This is a genomic window from Herbaspirillum sp. WGmk3, from assembly GCF_023952535.1.
Classification (GTDB): Bacteria; Pseudomonadota; Gammaproteobacteria; order Burkholderiales; family Burkholderiaceae_D; genus Herbaspirillum; species Herbaspirillum huttiense.
Window position 1 is genome coordinate 52,934 of record NZ_JAKYWT010000006.1, and the last position, 18,731, is coordinate 71,664.

General features: G+C 64.1%; 16 protein-coding genes. 11 read left to right on the top strand and 5 right to left on the bottom strand.

Annotated elements, in window-relative coordinates:
* Positions 1-42: 42 nt before the first annotated feature.
* Together MKD49_RS21570 and edd are read right to left on the bottom strand one after the other, a co-directional pair.
* Positions 43-672 carry a bifunctional 4-hydroxy-2-oxoglutarate aldolase/2-dehydro-3-deoxy-phosphogluconate aldolase gene (locus tag MKD49_RS21570; protein WP_034336019.1) on the bottom strand — a complete coding sequence of 210 codons (630 nt, stop codon included), beginning with the start codon at positions 670-672 and terminating at the stop codon, positions 43-45.
* The gene (edd, locus tag MKD49_RS21575; RefSeq protein WP_134137175.1) at positions 669-2,540 is read right to left on the bottom strand and encodes a phosphogluconate dehydratase; all 1,872 of its coding nucleotides are present in this window, start codon (positions 2,538-2,540) and stop codon (positions 669-671) included. The genes MKD49_RS21570 and edd overlap by 4 nt, the downstream gene beginning before the upstream one ends.
* 323 nt (positions 2,541-2,863) lie before the next feature.
* Between edd and pgi the strand changes: the two genes are divergently transcribed.
* The 4 genes from pgi (at position 2,864) to tal (ending at position 7,986) form a co-directional block, all read left to right on the top strand.
* A complete protein-coding gene (pgi, locus tag MKD49_RS21580) occupies positions 2,864-4,534 on the top strand; it encodes a glucose-6-phosphate isomerase (RefSeq protein ID WP_252697324.1) in 1,671 nt (556 codons plus the stop codon).
* A 51-nt stretch (positions 4,535-4,585) separates the two neighbouring features.
* On the top strand, positions 4,586-6,052 hold the full coding sequence (gene zwf, locus MKD49_RS21585) for a glucose-6-phosphate dehydrogenase (RefSeq protein ID WP_121044221.1): 1,467 nt from the start codon (positions 4,586-4,588) through the stop codon (positions 6,050-6,052).
* Between the two features lie 38 nt (positions 6,053-6,090).
* Positions 6,091-6,945, top strand: coding sequence for an SIS domain-containing protein (locus MKD49_RS21590; RefSeq protein ID WP_034310514.1), 855 nt, complete (start codon positions 6,091-6,093; stop codon positions 6,943-6,945).
* A gap of 105 nt (positions 6,946-7,050) precedes the next feature.
* Positions 7,051-7,986, top strand: coding sequence for a transaldolase (gene tal / locus MKD49_RS21595; protein ID WP_252697325.1), 936 nt, complete (start codon positions 7,051-7,053; stop codon positions 7,984-7,986).
* A 109-nt stretch (positions 7,987-8,095) separates the two neighbouring features.
* On the opposite strand, the gene MKD49_RS21600 is transcribed toward tal, so the two are convergent.
* Together MKD49_RS21600 and rpiB are read right to left on the bottom strand one after the other, a co-directional pair.
* A complete protein-coding gene (locus MKD49_RS21600; protein WP_121044224.1) occupies positions 8,096-9,055 on the bottom strand; it encodes a sugar-binding transcriptional regulator in 960 nt (319 codons plus the stop codon).
* A 65-nt stretch (positions 9,056-9,120) separates the two neighbouring features.
* Entirely contained in the window at positions 9,121-9,582 is a 462-nt protein-coding gene (gene rpiB, locus MKD49_RS21605) for a ribose 5-phosphate isomerase B (protein ID WP_121044227.1), read from the bottom strand.
* 297 nt (positions 9,583-9,879) lie between these two features.
* Here rpiB and MKD49_RS21610 point away from each other — a divergent pair, with 297 nt between their 5' ends.
* From MKD49_RS21610 to MKD49_RS21640, 7 genes are all read left to right on the top strand, one after another.
* Positions 9,880-11,358, top strand: coding sequence for a sugar ABC transporter ATP-binding protein (locus MKD49_RS21610; RefSeq protein WP_252697326.1), 1,479 nt, complete (start codon positions 9,880-9,882; stop codon positions 11,356-11,358).
* Between the two features lie 96 nt (positions 11,359-11,454).
* Positions 11,455-12,441 carry an ABC transporter permease gene (locus MKD49_RS21615; RefSeq protein ID WP_034340050.1) on the top strand — a complete coding sequence of 329 codons (987 nt, stop codon included), beginning with the start codon at positions 11,455-11,457 and terminating at the stop codon, positions 12,439-12,441.
* A gap of 34 nt (positions 12,442-12,475) precedes the next feature.
* The gene (locus tag MKD49_RS21620; RefSeq protein ID WP_371925506.1) at positions 12,476-13,465 is read left to right on the top strand and encodes a substrate-binding domain-containing protein; all 990 of its coding nucleotides are present in this window, start codon (positions 12,476-12,478) and stop codon (positions 13,463-13,465) included.
* On the top strand, positions 13,462-14,241 hold the full coding sequence (locus tag MKD49_RS21625; RefSeq protein ID WP_252697327.1) for a GolD/DthD family dehydrogenase: 780 nt from the start codon (positions 13,462-13,464) through the stop codon (positions 14,239-14,241). The genes MKD49_RS21620 and MKD49_RS21625 overlap by 4 nt, the downstream gene beginning before the upstream one ends.
* Before the next feature lie 45 nt (positions 14,242-14,286).
* Positions 14,287-15,300 carry a dihydroxyacetone kinase subunit DhaK gene (locus tag MKD49_RS21630; protein WP_121044236.1) on the top strand — a complete coding sequence of 338 codons (1,014 nt, stop codon included), beginning with the start codon at positions 14,287-14,289 and terminating at the stop codon, positions 15,298-15,300.
* Complete coding sequence (gene dhaL / locus MKD49_RS21635) at positions 15,297-15,947, top strand: dihydroxyacetone kinase subunit DhaL (protein ID WP_252697328.1); 651 nt, start codon at positions 15,297-15,299, stop codon at positions 15,945-15,947. The genes MKD49_RS21630 and dhaL overlap by 4 nt, the downstream gene beginning before the upstream one ends.
* A 24-nt stretch (positions 15,948-15,971) precedes the next feature.
* Complete coding sequence (locus MKD49_RS21640) at positions 15,972-17,060, top strand: alcohol dehydrogenase catalytic domain-containing protein (RefSeq protein WP_034334064.1); 1,089 nt, start codon at positions 15,972-15,974, stop codon at positions 17,058-17,060.
* Here MKD49_RS21640 and MKD49_RS21645 read toward each other — a convergent pair.
* The gene (locus tag MKD49_RS21645) at positions 17,057-18,610 is read right to left on the bottom strand and encodes a methyl-accepting chemotaxis protein (RefSeq protein WP_252697329.1); all 1,554 of its coding nucleotides are present in this window, start codon (positions 18,608-18,610) and stop codon (positions 17,057-17,059) included. The genes MKD49_RS21640 and MKD49_RS21645 overlap by 4 nt on opposite strands.
* Positions 18,611-18,731: the final 121 nt, after the last annotated feature.

An 18,731-nucleotide genomic window follows, 5' to 3' on the forward strand; every position in this document is an offset into this window, starting at 1 on the left:
CGGAAAAACCCGGCACCGTCCTCTCTCAAGGCTGTGGAAAACTCAAGCCTTCTTCAACGCAGCCGCCGCCTTGGCGATCTCGGTGATCTTGTCCCAGTCACCGGCCTCGATGGCCGCCTTCGGGGTCAGCCAGGAGCCGCCTACGCACACGACGTTCTTGCACGCCAGGAACTGCGGTGCCGTCTCTTGTGTAATACCGCCCGTCGGGCAGAACGACACATCGGACAAGGGGCCGGCGATACCGTTGAGCATGCCCACGCCACCGGCCGGCACGGCCGGGAACAGCTTCAACTGACGGAAGCCCGCTTCGCGCGCAGCCATCACTTCGGAAGGGGTCATCACGCCCGGCAGCAGCGGCAGGCCGCTGCGCTTGGCCGCTTCGATCAGCGCGGGGGTCAGGCCCGGCGAGACGCCAAAGACCGCACCTGCATCACGCGAAGCAGTGAACTCTTCAGGCGAAGTCAGCGTACCCACGCCCACGATGGCGTCCGGCACCGACTCGGCAATGGCGCGGATGGCCGGCAGGCCGTGTTCGGTGCGCAGGGTGATTTCCAGCACGCGGATCCCGCCCGCGACCAGGGCGCGTGCCAGCGGCACGGCGTGTTCGAACTTGTCGATGGCGATCACCGGGATGACCGGCGAGGCGCGCATGATTTCCAGTGTGGTCTTCATACCGTGACTTTCTCTTTCTCAAAAATCGGCGGCAGGCCAAAGGTGGCGCCACCCTCTTCTGCGGTTCCCACCGCGTTGCGGAACAGGCTGAACAATTCGCGGCCCATGCCGTGCTGATTGCCCGACAGGTCGCTGCTGTCCAGGCCACGTGCTTCCCACTCGGCTGCCTCCACCTTGGCTTGCAGCGTACCCGCATCGGCGTCCAGGCGGATGATGTCACCGGTGCGAACGCGGCCCAGCGGGCCACCGCCCAGCACTTCCGGCGTGACGTGGATCGCGGCCGGTACTTTACCCGATGCGCCCGACATGCGGCCATCGGTCACCAGCGCCACGTGACGGCCCTTGTCCTGCAGGATGCCCAGCGCCGGGGTCAGCGAGTGCAGCTCCGGCATGCCATTGGCACGCGGACCCTGGAAGGTGATGACGGCCACGAAGTCGCGGTCCAGCTCGCCGGCCTTGAAGGCGGCCATGAAGGCTTCCTGCGAATGGAATACCACGGCAGGTGCTTCCACCACACGATGCTCGGGCTTGACGGCAGAGATCTTGATGACCGCGCGGCCAAGGTTGCCCTGCAGCAGCTTCAGGCCACCATCGGCCGCAAACGGCTTGGCCACCGTGCCCAGCACGCCTTCGTCGCCGCTCGTGGCGGGCGCATCGTGCCAGGTGACGATGCCGGGACGGCCGTTCTCGCCTTCAGCTGCCAGCATCGGTTCCTTGCAGTGCTGGCGCAGGCCCTGGCCGAGGATGGTGGTGACGTCGTCATGCATCAGGCCGGCATCGATGAGCTCACGCAGCACGAAGCCGGTGCCACCAGCCGCATGGAAGTGGTTCACGTCGGCCGTACCGTTGGGGTAGATCTTGGTGATCAGCGGCACCACGGCCGAGAGCTTGTCGAAGTCGTCCCAGTCGATCACGATGCCGGCGGCCTTGGCGATGGCCACCAGGTGCAGGGTGTGATTGGTGGAGCCGCCGGTAGCGTGCAGCGCGACGATGGCATTGACGATGGACTTCTCGTCGATCATGCGGCCCACTGGCGTGTATTGCGAACCGAGGTCGGTGATCTTGGCAGCCTGCTTGGCGGCCGCAGCGGTCAGCGCATCGCGCAGCGGGGTATTGGGGGTGATGAAGGCGGCACCCGGCAGGTGCAGGCCCATGGCTTCCATCAGCATCTGGTTGCTGTTGGCGGTGCCGTAGAAGGTGCAGGTACCGGCCCCGTGATAGGACTTCGATTCTGCTTCCAGCAGCTCGGCGCGGCCGATCTTGCCAGCCGTGTAGAGCTGGCGGATCTTGACCTTGTCGCTGTTGCTCATGCCGCTGGTCATCGGACCGGCGGGCACGAACACGGCCGGCAGGTGGCCGAAATGCAGCGCGCCGATCAACAGGCCCGGCACGATCTTGTCGCATACGCCCAGGTACAGCGCCGCATCGAACATGTTGTGCGACAACGCGATGGCAGTGGCCATGGCAATGGCGTCGCGCGAAAACAGCGACATCTCCATGCCGCTCTGGCCTTGCGTCACGCCATCGCACATGGCCGGGGTCCCGCCAGCGAATTGCGCCACGGCACCGGCTTCACGCGCGGCTTCTTTCAAAATCTGGGGGAAACGCTCGAAGGGCTGGTGCGCCGACAGCATGTCGTTGTAGGCCGAGACGATGGCCAGCGACGGAGCCTTGTCTTCCTTCAACTTCAGCTTGTCATTGGCGGGGAAGGCGGCGAAGCCGTGCGCCAGGTTCGTGCAGGCCAGCGCGCCACGCTGCGCGCCCTTGCGGCGCGCGGCTTCCAGGCGTTCAAGATAAGCGGTCCGGTAAGGACGGCTACGTTCGGCGATGCGTTGGGTGACGCTGGCTAAGGTAGCGTTGAGAGACATTGTCGGTTTCCTGTTAGCGTTAACACTGTAATTTTACTACACAATTTTGGCCGAATGAAATCATACACTTAGAGCACTGCAGCAGGCCAGTCGCGCCCGTCTTTTCATTGGTCGACATCATTCCGCTTCAAAACCCTTATCACTTCCGGCTTTGGGGCGCAGCGCGCCGATGCCGCACGGCAATGTAACGGGCCGGTCATAAACTGTAGTGAAACTACCACTTTGGCGACATTTGATGTATAGTCGACCGCGTTGCCCCGAGAACATGACCACGGCCGGCCGCGCTGCCAACCAGGTCAAGACAGCCAACCGACACCCAACTCATGCATACCACCGCCCTGACCGACACGGCCGCCTTCCAGGCATTGCAAGCACATCACGCTACGGCAGTTCAATGGCATCTGCGCGACCTGTTCGCCCAACAGCCCGACCGTTTCGAGCGCATGCACGTGCGTGCCGCCGGGCTGCTGCTGGACTACTCCAAGAACCGGCTCAATGCCGACACGCTCTCTCTGCTGATGAGCCTGGCCCGCGAGCGCGGCGTGGAAACCCTGCGCGAAGCCATGTTCAGCGGCGAGAAGATCAACTTTACCGAACAACGCGCCGTCCTGCACACTGCCCTGCGCGCACCGGCTGATGATCGCACCGCGCAAGTGGACGGACAGCCCGTGGCGCAGGAGGTTCACGCGGTCTTGCAGCACATCCGCGCCTTCTCCGAACGCGTACGCAGCGGCCAATGGCGCGGCTACACCGGGCGCGAGATCACCGACATCGTCAACATCGGCATCGGCGGCTCCTTCCTCGGCCCGCAGATGGTCTGCACGGCCCTGCGCGATTATCGCCACGCTCGCCTGACGGCGCATTTCGTTTCCAACGTCGATGGCCATGATCTGGATGAGGTGCTCGCGCGCATCGATCCCGAGACCACGCTGTTCATCGTCGCCTCCAAGACCTTCACCACCCAGGAAACCATGCTCAACGCCAAGTCGGCGCGCGCGTGGCTCTTGCAGCATGGCAAGTCCGAAGATCTGGCCAAGCACTTCGTGGCCGTCTCCACCAATGCCAAAGAAGTCTCGGCCTTCGGCATCGATACCGATAACATGTTCCCCTTCTGGGACTGGGTCGGTGGCCGTTACTCGGTGTGGTCGGCGATCGGCCTGCCGATCGCCCTGCTGATCGGCTATGACAACTTCGCGCAATTCCTGGCCGGCGCCCACGCCATGGACCGCCATTTCCGCGAAGCACCGCTGGAATCGAACATGCCGGTGATCCAGGCCCTGGTCGGGATCTGGAACCGCAACTTCCTCGACAGCGCCTCGCTCACCATTGCGCCCTATCACCAATGGCTGCGCTTCTTCCCGGCCTACCTGCAACAGCTGGACATGGAGAGCAACGGCAAGCGCATCACCCGTGACGGCACACCGGTCTCGGTACAGACCTGCCCGGCCATCTGGGGCGACGTCGGCACCAATGGCCAGCACGCGTACTTCCAGCTGCTGCACCAGGGCACGGACATCACGCCCATCGATTTCATCGCCGTACTCAAACCTTCACACGCCATTGCCGAGCATCAGGAAGCGCTGCTGGCCAACTGTTTCGCGCAGTCGGAAGCTTTCATGCGCGGCAAGGACGCCGACGAAGTGCGCGCCGACCTGCAGGCACAGGGTGTGCCGGAGGCGGAACTCGCGGCCCTGATCCCGCACAAAACCTTTGACGGCAACCGTCCCAGCAACACCTTGCTGCTGCCCGAACTGAGCCCGCATGCACTGGGCGCGATGATTGCGCTCTACGAGCACAAGACTTTCGTGCAGGGCGCGATCTGGGGCATCAACAGCTTCGACCAATGGGGCGTGGAACTGGGCAAGGTCCTGGCCAAGACCATCCTGGCCGAACTGAAGTCCGGCACCGCACCGGATGCCGCGCGGCATGATGCCTCCACCAGCGCCCTGATCGCACTGGCGCGCGAGGCAGCCCGCACCGGGCAGCAAGGCTAGCAACCACGTAGCGCCAACCCGCTACTTCACGCACAAGAGACAACACACACCATGGCTACTTCTGATTTCGATCTGGTTTTATTCGGCGGCACCGGCGACCTCTCGATGCGCAAGCTGCTGCCGGCGCTGTACGCCCGCGAGCGCGCGCGCGACCTGCCGGCCGATGCCCGCATCATCTGCCTGGGCCGCGATGAAAAATCGCGTGAGGATTTCCTCAAGCTGGTGGAAAAGGATTCCAAACCCCACGTGCCGGCCGCCAACCTGGACGCCAGCGTCTGGGACCGCTTCACCAACCGCCTGCAATACGCCTCGGTCAATGCCAAGGAAGCCGGCAGCTTCAGCCACCTGAAAGAAGCCCTGCGCGAAGTCGACGGCCTGGCGCGCGTGTTCTACCTGGCCACACCGCCCAGCCTGTTCGCTTCGATCTGCGAGAACCTGTCCAAGGCCGGCCTGGTCACGCCGACCTCGCGCGTGGTGCTGGAAAAGCCGCTCGGCCGCGACCTCGAAAGCGCGCGCAACATCAACGCGCAAGTGGGCCGCTACTTCCAGGAATCGCAGATTTTCCGTATCGACCACTACCTCGGTAAAGAGGCGGTGCAGAACCTGCTGGCGCTGCGCTTCGGCAATGTGCTGTTCGAACCCCTGTGGCGCCGTGAATGGATTTCCGACGTACAGATCACCATCGCCGAAGAGCTCGGCGTCGGTGGCCGCTTCGATTACTACGATACTTCCGGTGCCCTGCGCGACATGCTGCAGAACCACCTGCTGCAATTGCTCTGTATCGTGGCCATGGAACCGCCGGTATCGAACTCGGCCGATGCCGTGCGCGATGAAAAACTGAAGGTGCTGCGCTCGCTCAAGCGTTTCACCCCGACCACGCTGGCCATGAACGTGGTGCGCGGCCAGTACCGCGCTGGTCACGTCGATGGCGTGGCCGTACCTGGCTATCGCAAGGAAGCCGACGCCAATCCCGATTCGCGCACCGAGACCTATGTCGCCGTGAAGGCCGAGATCGATACCTGGCGCTGGGCCGGCGTGCCCTTCTACCTGCGCACCGGCAAGCGCATGGCCGATTCGCTGGCCGAGATCGTGGTGCGCTTCAAGAGCGTGCCGCACGCCATCTTCGCGCATCAGAACGACACTCCCAATTGCCTGGTAATCCGCCTGCAGCCGGACGAAGGCCTGCACATGAACCTGATGGCCAAGCAGCCCGGCGACGGCATGCGCCTGCGCCCGGTGGAACTGGAACTGGACTTCCGCGAGAAGTTCAAGACCCCGCGCATGGATGCCTACGAGCGCCTGCTGCTGGACGTGCTGCGCGGTCACCTCACGCTCTTCATGCGCAGCGACGAACTGGAAGCCGCCTGGGAATGGGTCGAACCCATCCTCACCTACTGGGACCAACAGGAAGCCGACCCCGTGCCCTACAACGCCGGCACCTGGGGCCCGGCTGCCGCGAGCGCACTGATCGGCCGCGATGGCCTGCAGTGGCGCGAAGAAGCGCTGCCCGAGGTCTGAGGCCACACGCTTAGCGTCATCAGGCCACTGCCATGTCCATGCTGCTTGATTCCATCCGCACCCACATCAACTCCCTCTCCAAGTCGGAGAAGAAAGTGGCGGCCACCATCCTCGCCAATCCGCAGCTGGCCTTGGCGGAGAACCTGACGGCGCTGGCCAAGAATGCGGAAGTCTCGGAACCGACCGTGATCCGCTTCTGCCGCGCCATCGGTTACGAGGGCTGGCACGACTTCAAGCTGAAGCTCGCGCAGAGCCTGGCACTGGCCCTGCCCGGTGCGGATGAAACGCTGGCGCAGGATGACCTCGCCGCCGACCTGGTCAACAAGATCTGCAGCCGCTCCATCAACACGCTGCTGGATCTGCGCAACCACCTGAACCCGGATGCGATCCAGCTGGCGCTGGACGTGCTGGCGCGCGCCAACAAGATCGAGTTCTACGGCCAGGGGACCTCCGGCATCGTGGCCAACGACGCCCAGCACAAGTTCTTCCGCTCGGGCGTACCCACGGTGGCCTACTCCGACCCGCACATCCACAGCATTGCAGCCTCGCTGCTCAAGGCCGGCGACTGCGTGGTGGCGATCTCGCAGCGTGGCGGCAATGCCGCCCTGCTGCGCTCGATCCAGCTGGCCCGCAAGGGCGGTGCCGACATCATCGTGCTGGGCCCGTCCGGTACACCGCTGGCCGAACTGGCGACGGTGCTGGTGCCCATCGATCTGTCCTTCAACATCGATCCCTATACGCCCATCTCGGCGCGCCTGGCGCACCTGGTGGTGATCGACATCCTCGCCGTGGGCCTGGCCCTGCGACGCGGACCGGAATTCCGCAAGAAGATGCAGAACGCCCAGAAATCGCTGCAGAAATTCGACATGCAATTCGATTCCTTCTTCCGTTGAGAGGACTGCGACGGATCAAGGATCAGTCATTGACCGACAGACAGCGCAGCGCCAATGCGTACAATGCCGTTGTCCCCTTCATTCTCTTTAGCAACAGGACTTTCCATGAGCCAGCTTGACCAGTTGAAGCAGTACACCACCATCGTGGCCGATACCGGCGACTTCCAGGCGATGAAGGCCTTCGCCCCGCAGGACGCCACCACCAATCCCTCGCTGATCCTCAAGGCCGTGCAGAAGGCCGAGTACAAGCCGCTGCTGGAATCGGTCGTCAAGGCCCACACCGGCAAGAGCACCGATGAGATCATCGACCGCCTGCTGATCGCCTTCGGCCTGGAAATCCTGAAGCTGATCCCCGGCCGCGTCTCCACCGAGACCGATGCACGCCTGTCCTTCGACACCGAAGGCACTGTCGCCAAGGGCCGCGAACTGATCCGCCTGTACGAAGAAGCCGGCATTGCCCGCGAGCGCGTGCTCATCAAGATCGCCTCCACCTGGGAAGGCATCCGTGCCGCCGAGATTCTGGAAAAGGATGGCATCCGCTGCAACCTGACCCTGTTGTTCTCGCTGCCGCAAGCCATTGCCTGCGCCGAAGCCCGTGTCCAGCTGATCTCGCCCTTCGTCGGCCGCATCTATGACTGGTACAAGAAGTCCACCGGCCAGGACTACACCGGCAGCGATGATCCGGGCGTGCAGTCGGTCAAGGCGGTCTACAACTACTACCGCAAGTTCGGCTACGCCACTGAAGTGATGGGTGCCAGCTTCCGCAATACCTCGCAGATCGTCGAGCTGGCCGGTTGCGATCTGCTGACCATCAGCCCGGACCTGCTGCAGAAGCTGGCCGACACCGATGGCCCGGTCGAGCGCAAGCTGAGCAAGGAAGCGGCGGATGCCGCCAATATCGAGCGCATCTCCCTGGACGAAAAAGCCTTCCGCCTGGCCTTGAACGGCGATGCGATGGCCACCGAAAAACTGGCCGAAGGCATCCGCCAGTTCGCGGCTGATGCAGTGAAGCTGGAGCAGATCGTCGACGCATTGCGTTAAGGAGAACGGCGCAGCGGCGCCTTGTCCACGAACGTGATCCAAAAAAGAAGGCCGCATCGTCTGCACGATGCGGCCTTCTTCATTGCGCAATGGAATCCTTCGATTCAGCTCACGCGGCGTTCTTTCTGGTCGCTTCTTCCAGCGTGAGCAGCGTATGCGCAATGCTGTCGGTCGTGGCCAGCGTCTTGATGGTGCCGGTACGCAGCGCGCCCAGCATGGCGCTGGCCTTGCCGCTTTCGCTGGCGACCGCAATGACGTCGGGAATGCGCCGCAAGTCATCCACCGTCAGGCCGATGACGCGCGAGTGCGTCTCCGTGCGGATGGGTTCGCCCTGGATGTTGATGAAGTCGTAGCCCATCATGTCGCCTACCGCACCATGGCGCTTGAGCTCCAGGATTTCCTGGGGCGAGAACCAGCCCATGCGTACCATCGGACTGTCTTCATGAATATCGCCCACCCCAATGAGTGCGACGTGGGCGCGGCGCGCCTTGTCCAGCGTGGGACGGACCGCATCGTTGGCCAGCAGCGCATCGCGCATGGCCGCATTGTTGACCAGTGCCGGGGCATACAGCGTTTCACTGTCGCCACCGAAACGCGAGGCCAGGCGACGGCAGATGTGATCGGAGTTCATCGCTTCGCCACCACGATAGTAACCACCGATACCACAGACGAAGGTGGCGCTGCGCCGCGTGTTGGACACCGCGTGTTCGGACACCGCATTGATGTTGCGCCCGATGCCGACGGCCACGATGCTGTCATCGGTCAGGCTGCGGTCGAGGTGATTGGCCACCAGGCCGGCCAGCATGGCGCGCTGGCGGTCCTGGTCGTTGTGGCTGACCGAGATGAGCGCACGCTCGATGCCGAAACGCTGCATCAGCGCGTGTTCCAGCTCGATGGTCTGGCCCGGATGATGGCGCACGCGGATTTCCACGATGCCCTCGTCCTGCGCCCGCTTGAGCATGCGCGCAATCGAGGCGCGTGAAATCGAAAAGCGCTCCGACAGCTCCTGCTGCGTCAGGCCGTCGACGTAATACAGCGTGGCCAGACGCGTCAATTCATCCATGGACATGGATTCCCCCCTTGGCTTGCGTTTGCCTCTGCGTCGCTGCCGGCTTGCACCCGGAAGCGCTGCGCCTATGGGCGCTTGGTATTGTGCAAATGATGTTCATACTCTTTGATGCGCTCCAGCTTTTCGGTCGAGCGCCCACCTGAAAACTCCGCCGCCAGCCAGGTATCGACGATGGCCTTGGCCAGTTCGCTCCCGACCACGCGTGCGCCCAGGGTGATGATCTGGGCGTCATTGCTCTTGCTGGCCCGTTCGGCGGAATAAGTGTCGTGGCATTGCGCCGCGCGCACCCCCGGCACCTTGTTGGCCGAGATCGCCATGCCGATCCCCGTGCCGCACAGCAGGACGGCGCGGCCGATCGCCCCTTGCCGGATCTGTTCGGCCACCGCAAAGGCGATGTCGGGGTAAATCACGGGCTCCGTATCATGGGTGCCGAAGTCCACCACGTCAAGGCCCTTTCCCGCCAGATGGGCCTTGATGACCTCCTTGAGCACATACGCCGCTTCGTCGCATCCGATACCTATTTTCATCCTTGTCTCCTGGTGACGATGAACTGCCTTGCTCATGCTCGGCCAGAATAATTATTCACCGAAGAGCATTTGTTCATCAAGAGACTAATGCAAAAGTGTTCTGCACGCCACAAAAACTGCAGTAATTCAGCTTTAATACCTCGTAAATGCATTATTGCACCGCAAAACAGAAGAAAAAGTTATTTAAAGCGATGAGCAAATGAGCATTGACAGCAAAAAAATTCTTTGCAATGATGGGCTCACAACAAACATTTACCCATCGCTGGACATTTGACCAGCGCATGTATGGAGACAGCCATGGCAGAGCTTTTGCTGGAAGCACATGGAGTGAGCAAGTCCTTCCACGAGGTCGTGGCGCTGGCCGACGGACGCCTGCAGTTGAAGCGCGGCAGCGTGCATGCGCTGTGCGGCGGCAACGGTGCCGGCAAATCGACCTTCCTGGCCATCATCATGGGCCTGCTGCGGCGGGATGGCGGCGAGATCCGCCTCAAGGGCCAGCCGGTGGATTTCCATTCGCCGGCCGAAGCCCTGCAGCACCACATCGCCATAATCACGCAGGAGCTCTCGCCCATCCCCGGCATGAGCGTGGCAGAAAATCTCTACCTCGGCCGCGAGCCCCGCGTGGCAGGGCTCTGCGTCAACACCCGCGCCATGGAACGGCAGGCGCAGGCGCTGCTGGATCGCCTCCAATTCCAGGTCGATGCGCGCGCTCGCATGCAGGACCTGAGCCTGGCCCAGGTGCAACTGGTGGAAATCGCCAAGGCCTTCAGCCACGACTGCGACGTGATGATCATGGACGAGCCCACCTCGGCCATCGGCGAGAAGGAGACCGAAGTCCTGTTCCGCGCCATCCGCAGCGTGGCCGCACAAGGCGCCGGCATCATCTACGTGTCGCACCGTCTTTCCGAAATTTTCCAGATCGCCGACAGCTACACGGTCTTTCGCGACGGCCGCTTCGTCGAGACCGGCCTGATCGGCGACATCGATCGCGCCAGCCTGGTCAAGGCCATCGTCGGCCGCACGCTGCAGGTGCAGGAGCGCCGCCGTCGCCAGGGTGGCGAGGCGATCCTGTCGACCGAAGCACTGGGCCGCCAAGGGGAATTCGACCAAGTCTCGCTGCAGGTTCATGCGGGCGAAGTGGTCGGCATCTATGGCCTGATGGGCTCGGGCCGCAGCGAATACCTCAATTGCATCTATGGCCTGACCCGGCCCGACCAGGGGGCCGTCACGCTGCGGCAGCGGCCCCTGCCCGCAGGCCGGCCCGCGGCCAGCATCGCCGCTGGTCTGTCACTGGTGACCGAAGACCGCAAGGACAGCGGACTGGTGCTGTGCGCCTCGATCCAGGACAACATCGTGCTGGCCGCCTACCGGCGCATGTCGCGCCTGCCGCTGATCCGGCGCAGCCGCGTCGATACGCTGGTGCGGCAGATGATCCAGCGCCTGCAGATCAAGGTGAGTTCACCGCATCTGCCGGTCTCGTCCATGAGCGGCGGCAACCAGCAGAAGGTGGTGCTGGCGCGCTGCCTCTCGACCCAGCCACGTTGCCTGCTGTGCGACGAACCCACGCGCGGCATCGATGAAGGTGCCAAGCGCGAGGTGTACCAGCTGATCGACCGCTTCGTGCAGGACGGCGGTGCCGCCCTGGTGGTGTCTTCCGAAGCGCAGGAAATCCTCGACCTGTGCGACCGCATCGCCATCTTCAAGCGCGGCCGCGTGGTGGAAGTGGTCGATGCGCATGCCACCACGCAGGAAGAACTGCTGCACCTGGCCTCGTAAGCGCGGGACGCAGTGCGTGCCTGCCGTGGAGCAGCCGTCTGCGATATCCGTGAGATGTATCCCGATGACGATCCACCGACGATCCATGACAAACCCATGATGACCAAACCCACTTCCCTCTCCGCCGGCCGGCTGGCCTCGCCCTCCTTCACCAGCCTGCGCCAGGCCTATGCGCGCTACGGTGTGCTGGCGGCCCTGATCGTGCTGTGCATCGCGCTCTCGCTGGCCACGCCGTATTTCATGACGCTGGAAAACTGGACCGACATCCTGCGCCAGACCTCCATCAACGGCATCCTCGCCATCGGCATGACCTATGTGGTGCTGACCGGCGGCATCGACCTGTCGGTCGGTGCGCTGCTGGCCTTCTCCGGCATGGTCACGGCGTGGCTGGCGACCGGTGGCGGCTATCCGCCTGCGGTCGCAGTGCTGGCCGGACTGGGCGCAGGTGCCGGGCTGGGTGCCATCAGCGGCCTGCTGGTGGCGCGCATGGCCGTGCCTTCTTTCGTGGCCACGCTGGGCATGCTGAGCGCCGCACGCGGTGCCACCTACATCTACAACGACGGCATGCCGGTCTCGGACCTGCCGCCGGGCCTGCTGTCCATCGGTGGCGGACAGATCCTGCACGTGCCGGTGCCCATCGTCATCTTCGGCGTGGTCATCGCGGTGTCGTGGTTCGTGCTGCGTTTCACCGTCTATGGCCGCTACATCTATGCGGTCGGCGGCAATGCGCGCAGCGCCAAGACCAGCGGCATCGATACCCGCAAGGTCTACTTCGCGGTGTACGTCATCAGCGGCCTGCTGGCCGGGCTGGCCGGCGTCCTGCTGGCCGCACGCACGACGGCGGCGCTGCCGCAGGCGGGCGTGTCCTATGAACTCGATGCGATCGCTGCCGTGGTCATCGGCGGCACCTCGCTCTCGGGCGGCACCGGCACCCTGGGCGGGACCGTCGTGGGTGCGCTGCTGATCGGCGTCATCAACAACGGGCTCAACCTGCTCGGCGTGTCTTCCTACTACCAGCAAGTCATCAAGGGCGTGATCATCGTCGGCGCTGTCCTGCTGGATTCCTCGCGCAAGAAAAACTGAAGTCCCACAACAACTCACACGGAGACGATTCATGATCAAGAAAACCCTCGCCAGCCTGCTGCTGATGGCCGTGGCCACCGGCGTCAGCGCCCAGAACAAGCCCCTGCGCATCGGCGCGGCCGTCTACGGTCTCAAGGGCGAATTCATGCAGATGTGGAGCAATCAGCTCAAAGCCCATCCGGCGGTACAGGATGGCAGCGTGCAGGTCACCGTCTTCGACGGCAACTACGACGCCCTCACCCAGAGCAACCAGTTCGACACGATGATCCTGCAAAAGTATGACGCCATCATCTTCGTGCCCATCGACCTCAAGGCCGGCGCGGCACCGGTGCAGAAGGCGGTCAAGGCCGGCATCCCGGTGATCGGCTCCAATACCCGGGTGCAGGGCGATGTGCTGACGTCCTACGTGGGCAACGATGACGTGGTGGCCGGCCGCCTCGAAGCGGAAGCGCTGATGAAGGCCATCGGCGGCAAGGGCAACATCGTCATGATCGAAGGACCCATCGGCCAGTCCGCGCAGATCGAGCGTGCGCGTGGCAACGATGAAGTGCTGGCGCGCAACAAGGACGTCAAGGTGCTGGCCCGCAAGACCGGCAACTGGTCGCGCGCGGAATCGATGGCGCTGATGGAAAACTGGCTCACCGCCCATCCCGGCCAGATCAAGGGCGTGCTGGCGCAGAACGATGATGAGGCGCTGGGGGCACTGCAGGCCATCAAGGCCAAGGGCATCGATCCCAAGACCATCCCGGTGGTCGGCATCGATGGCATTGCCGATGCCATTGCCGCCGTCAAGCGCGGCGAGATGGTGACCCAGTTCCAGGATGCCCAGGCGCAGGCGCAAGGCGCGCTGGATGTGGCCTTGCGGGCCATCAAGGGGCCGTCCTACCAGCCGCGCTCGACGATCTGGACCGAGTACGGCGACAAGCTTCCCTGGAAGGGCGGCACCGAGAAATCCTATACCGTGCCCTGGACCACCATCACCCCGGAGAATGCCGATGCCTTCCTGAAAAAGGTCAAGAAATGAGCGCAGCCCTGTCTGCCGATGCGATGACGCGGCCGCATGATTTTTCCGGACGCGTGGCCCTGGTCACGGGGGCTGCCGCCGGCATCGGGCTGGCCACCAGCCAGCTGCTGGCGCGCTGCGGTGCCCGGCTGGTGCTGGTGGACCGCAGCGATGCCGTGCTGCAGCTGGCCCGACAGCTCGGGCCGGACCACGCGCACCTGGGCCTGGTGCTCGATGTCTGCGACGAAGCCGCCATCGGCCGCGCCATCGTTCAGGTCGAACAGCACTACGGACGCATTGACGTGCTGGTCAACAATGCCGGCGTGGCCTTGTTGCAGGAGGCCGAATCGGCCACCTGCGCCGACTGGGAGCGCACCATGGCCCTCAATCTGAAGGCCCCCTTCCTGCTGGCGCAGGCGGTGTTTCCGCTGATGCAGCGCCAGCAGGGCGGACGCATCATCAACCTCGCCTCGCAGGCCAGCGTGGTGGCGCTGGAGCGGCATGCCGCCTACTGTGCCAGCAAGGCCGGACTGGTGGCGCTGACGCGCGTGCTGGCGCTGGAATGGGCGCGCCACGGCATTACCGCCAATGCCATTTCACCGACGGTGGTGGAAACCGAACTGGGCAAGCAGGCCTGGGCCGGCGCGGTGGGGGTGGCGATGCGGGCGCGCATACCCGTGGGCCGCTTCGCCCAGCCCGACGAAGTGGCGCATCTGGTGGCCTATCTGGCCAGCCCGCAGGCGGCCATGATCACGGGCGAGAACATCCTCATCGATGGCGGCTACACCGTGACCTGACGCTTTGTTTTTGCAGTGGACCGACGTTTTTCCAAGGACTGATTCATGACTCTCAATCGCATCGTCAACAACCCCGACCTGGTCGTCGAGGACATGCTGCGCGGCGTGCTGGCCGCGCACCCCGGGTTGTCCGCCCACCCTGACAATCCGCGCGTACTGCGCCATCGCAGCGCCGGCACGCCGGGCCGCGTGGGCATCGTCACCGGCGGCGGCTCCGGCCATGAACCGGCCTTTCTCGGCTACGTCGGCCAGGGTCTGGTCGATGCCGTGGCCGTGGGTGAAGTGTTTTCCTCACCCACCGCAAAATCCTTCATGGACGCCTTCCAGCTCGCCCATGGCGGCCAGGGCATCGCCTGCCTGTATGGCAACTACGCCGGCGACAACATGAACGTCAAGATGGCCATCAAACTGGCCGAACGCGCCGACATCCAGGTGCGTACCGTGGTGGCCAATGACGACGCCGCCTCGGCACCGCCCGACCAGCCCGGCAAGCGGCGCGGCGTGGCCGGTGAAATCCTGATGTGGAAAGCCGGAGGTGCGGTGGCCGCGCAAGGCGGCACGCTGGATGAAGTGATACAGGCCGCGCAAAAAGCCATCGACAACACGCGCTCCATCGGCATCGGCCTGTCGGCCTGCACCATCCCGGCGGTCGGCAAGGCCAACTTCACGATCAAGCATGGCGAGATGGAAGTCGGTATCGGCCATCACGGCGAGCCGGGTGTATCGGTGCAGGCCGTGGTTCCAGCGCGCGACATGGCGCGCCTGATGCTGGACAAGCTGCTGCCCGATCTGCCCTTCACTCGTGGCGACAAGGTCGCCGTACTGCTCTCGGGCCTGGGGGCCACACCACTCATGGAGCAATACATCCTCTATGCCGATGTCGCCGATGGCCTGCGCGAAGCCGGTCTGCAGGTAGCGCACAGCTTCGTGGGCAATCTCTTCACTTCGCTGGAAATGATGGGGGTGACGCTGACCCTGATGCGCCTGGATGCGCAGCTGGACCAATGCCTGGCCGCCCCCTGCGACAGTATCGGCCTGCGCCAGGGAGGCCAGCCATGAACTCCGGATTCGACATGCGCCAGGCTGCCTGGGTGGTACAGGATCTGGTGTCGACCATCAACCAGCACCGCGATTGGCTGAGCGAAGTCGATGGTGCGATCGGGGATGGCGACCACGGCATCAACATGAGCAAGGGTTTCAGCCTGTGCGGTGAACGTCTCAAACAAGATCCTGAAACCTCGCTGGCGGCGGCCTTCGATACGCTTTCGATCACCCTGATGGAAGGCATCGGCGGTTCCATGGGTCCGCTCTACGGCAGCTTCTTCATGGTCATGAGCACGGTGCTGGAAGGCCAGCCCACACTGGACCGCCAGCTGTTCCTGAAGGCCCTGGACGAGGGCATTGCCGCCGTGCAGGCCATCGGCGAAGCCAAGGTCGGCGACAAGACCCTGATGGACAGCCTGATCCCGGCACGCGACGCCTTCCGCCTCGCACTGGGCCGCGACCTGCCCTTCGCCGCCTGCCTGCAGGCCATGCAGCACGCTGCCGACACCGGCCGCGATTCGACCCGCGCCCTGCAGGCCCGCGTCGGCCGCGCCAGCCGGCTGGGGGAGCGTTCCATCGGCGTGCTCGATGCCGGTGCCTGTTCCTGCGCGCTGATCCTCGGCAGCCTGGCCAAATCGCTGCAGGCCGGCCTGCCCCACTAATCCCCAAGCAAAGGACATCCCATCATGCATTTCCATGACGACGACATGCTGGCCGTGGTCTGCCACGCACCACGCGACTATCGCCTGCAACGGGTCAAGCGGCCGGCGGCCGGTCCCAATGAGGTCATCATCAAGATCGCCTCGTGCGGCATCTGTGCCGGTGACTGCAAGTGCTTCGCCGGTGCCGCGCGCTTCTGGGGCGACGAGGTCAAGAACAAGCCCTCCTATGTCAAGCCACCGGTGATTCCCGGCCATGAATTCTGGGGCCATGTGGTAGAGATGGGACCGGGCGCAGCCGAGCACCACGGCGTGGCCATGGGCGACCGGGTGATCGCCGAACAGATCGTGCCTTGCGGCAAGTGCCGCTACTGCAAGACCGGCTATCGCTGGATGTGCGAGGTGCATGATGTCTACGGCTTCCAGCGCCAGGTGGCCGAGGGCGGCATGGCTGACTACATGCGGCTGTCAGCGCGGGCGGTGATCCACAAGATTCCCGAGCACATCTCATTCGAAGATGCCGCCGTGACCGAACCGCTGTCCTGCGCCATCCATGCCGTCAACCGGGGCGACATCCAGCTCGATGACGTGGTGGTGATTGCCGGTGCGGGCACGCTGGGCTTGCTGATGGTCCAGGTGGCGCACCTCAAGACACCGAAGAAACTGATCGTCATCGACCTCTCCGACCAGCGCCTGCAACTGGCACGTGAATACGGGGCCGATATCGTCATCAATCCGGGCCGCGAGGATGCGCAGAAGATCGTGCGTGAAGCCACCGGCCAATATGGCTGCGATGTCTACATCGAGACCACCGGCGCGCCCGCCGGCGTGACGCAAGGATTGGACATGATCCGCAAGCTGGGCCGCTTCGTGGAGTTCAGCGTCTTTGGCCGCGATACCACGGTCGACTGGTCCATCATCGGTGAGGAAAAGGAACTGGACTTGCGCGGCGCGCACCTCAGCGGAGACTGCTATCCCATCGCCATCGACCTGCTGGCGCGGGGCCTGGTGACCTCACGCGGCATCGTGACGCACAACTATGCCCTTTCTGAATGGGAAGCCGCCATCAAGATGGCCGACTCGATGGATTCGATCAAGGTGCTGCTCAAGCCCTAAGCCAGGCTGGCCTGCATGCCGCGCGCCAGCTGGCACTGGAAGAAACCGACCGAGGAACGCAAGGTCGTGGCACGGCGATTGAGTTCCTCGGAGGTCGCCGCCAGTTCTTCGGAACTGATCGAGTTCTGCTGAACAATCTGCGCCAGCTGGCTGGCCGCGGCGCTGATCTGGCTGACGGCGGCCGATTGCTGCTCCGACGACTGCACGATTTCCTGCACCAGCGCCGAGGTGCGGGCGATGGTCGGCACCATGTCGCCGAGCTGCCGTTCGACCCGGCTGGCCAGGACCGTGTGATCACGTGCGACCTGGTCGATCTCTTCCGCGGCAGCCTGGCTGCGTTCGGCCAGACGCCGCACTTCACCCGCCACCACGGCAAAACCGGCACCATGCTGCCCGGCATGGGCGGCTTCAATGGTGGCATTGAGCGCCAGCAGATTGGTCTGATAGGCGATGTCATCGATGATGGCGATCTTGCCGGCAATCACCTGGATCGCCGCGACCATTTCACCCACCGTATCCGCGCACTGATGCGCCTCCACGGCAGCGGCCGCAGCGATCTGGTCGGTCAGGCGGGCATTGTCCGCCGTGGTGAGGATGGCGGCATGGATCTGGCTCAGGGCCGAGCTGGTCTGCGCCACGCCGCTGGCCTGCTCGGTGGCCGCCGTGGCCAGCAATTGGGCCGTGGCGCTGACTTCGGCAGCGGTCTCGGCCATGCCCTCGGCGTTGCCGCGCACCTCGGCCACTACCCGCCCCAGGCGCTCGACCATCTTGCGGATGGCGTGCATCATGCTGTCGGCACAGCCGGGCTTGAGCCGGATCTGCTGCAACAGATCGCCGTCGGAAAGCCGCTGCATGACCGTGACCACCTCGCCCGGCTCGCCTCCCATCTGGTGCAGCAAGGTGCGCGTGAGCAGCCAGCCCGCAGCGAGCAACACCAGCAATACAGCGCCCGCCACGACAGCCACCGACTCCAGCGCATGGCTGATGATCTCGCGCGCACTCAATGCGCTGGCCTCACCCAGTGCGACGTTGTAGGAACGATGGCGCGCAAAGCTGGCTTGCACGCTGTCGATGGCGGTGCGAAATTCCAGGCCGAGCGCAGTATGGCTGTCATGGACCAGGCTCCTTCCGCTCTCCACCAGCAAGCGGTTGCGGACCTCCTCAAAACCCGCAATGCGGGCATGCACTTCGGCCAGCATGGCGCCGTCGGTCTCATCGGAGATGTAGGCATCGCCATAGGTCTTGAGATGCCCGTTCATGCGCGCGCGCAGCTGATCCATCTCCTGCACCAGGCGGGCACGGTCCGCCGGATCGAGGTTGATGAGGTAGAAGTAGACGCGCTCGCGCATGGCGTTGAAGGCGGCCTGGGCATCGTCCAGCGTGGTCACGCTGGGCACCGTATTGACCTGTGCGTAACTGGCCGCCTCATAGACATTGCCGATCTGGCGCAAGCTGACGATGGCGGTCGCCACCAGCCCCATCGACGCCAGCAGGATCAGCACGAACAAGCGCTGACCGACGGTCAGCAAACGAAACCCGGGCCTGGACATGATTCCTCTCCCCAGAGGCAAGGCTGTGGCTGCGTTGTTGGCGCGCTCCCCTCGCTGCTGCGCGCTGCAGAGCTGTCGATGAAATTATCGTCGGCGACCAGGCTTGTCAATCGGGGCCGCG

Coding starts and splice junctions, on each gene's coding strand:
- MKD49_RS21590 (WP_034310514.1), top strand. CDS start 6,091: ATGCTGCTTGATTCCATCCGCACCCACATCAACTCCCTCTCCAAGTCG.
- MKD49_RS21645 (WP_252697329.1), bottom strand. CDS start 18,610: ATGTCCAGGCCCGGGTTTCGTTTGCTGACCGTCGGTCAGCGCTTGTTC.
- MKD49_RS21570 (WP_034336019.1), bottom strand. CDS start 672: ATGAAGACCACACTGGAAATCATGCGCGCCTCGCCGGTCATCCCGGTG.
- zwf (WP_121044221.1), top strand. CDS start 4,586: ATGGCTACTTCTGATTTCGATCTGGTTTTATTCGGCGGCACCGGCGAC.
- MKD49_RS21600 (WP_121044224.1), bottom strand. CDS start 9,055: ATGTCCATGGATGAATTGACGCGTCTGGCCACGCTGTATTACGTCGAC.
- MKD49_RS21630 (WP_121044236.1), top strand. CDS start 14,287: ATGACTCTCAATCGCATCGTCAACAACCCCGACCTGGTCGTCGAGGAC.
- MKD49_RS21615 (WP_034340050.1), top strand. CDS start 11,455: ATGATGACCAAACCCACTTCCCTCTCCGCCGGCCGGCTGGCCTCGCCC.
- MKD49_RS21610 (WP_252697326.1), top strand. CDS start 9,880: ATGGCAGAGCTTTTGCTGGAAGCACATGGAGTGAGCAAGTCCTTCCAC.
- dhaL (WP_252697328.1), top strand. CDS start 15,297: ATGAACTCCGGATTCGACATGCGCCAGGCTGCCTGGGTGGTACAGGAT.
- pgi (WP_252697324.1), top strand. CDS start 2,864: ATGCATACCACCGCCCTGACCGACACGGCCGCCTTCCAGGCATTGCAA.
- edd (WP_134137175.1), bottom strand. CDS start 2,540: ATGTCTCTCAACGCTACCTTAGCCAGCGTCACCCAACGCATCGCCGAA.
- rpiB (WP_121044227.1), bottom strand. CDS start 9,582: ATGAAAATAGGTATCGGATGCGACGAAGCGGCGTATGTGCTCAAGGAG.
- tal (WP_252697325.1), top strand. CDS start 7,051: ATGAGCCAGCTTGACCAGTTGAAGCAGTACACCACCATCGTGGCCGAT.
- MKD49_RS21625 (WP_252697327.1), top strand. CDS start 13,462: ATGAGCGCAGCCCTGTCTGCCGATGCGATGACGCGGCCGCATGATTTT.
- MKD49_RS21640 (WP_034334064.1), top strand. CDS start 15,972: ATGCATTTCCATGACGACGACATGCTGGCCGTGGTCTGCCACGCACCA.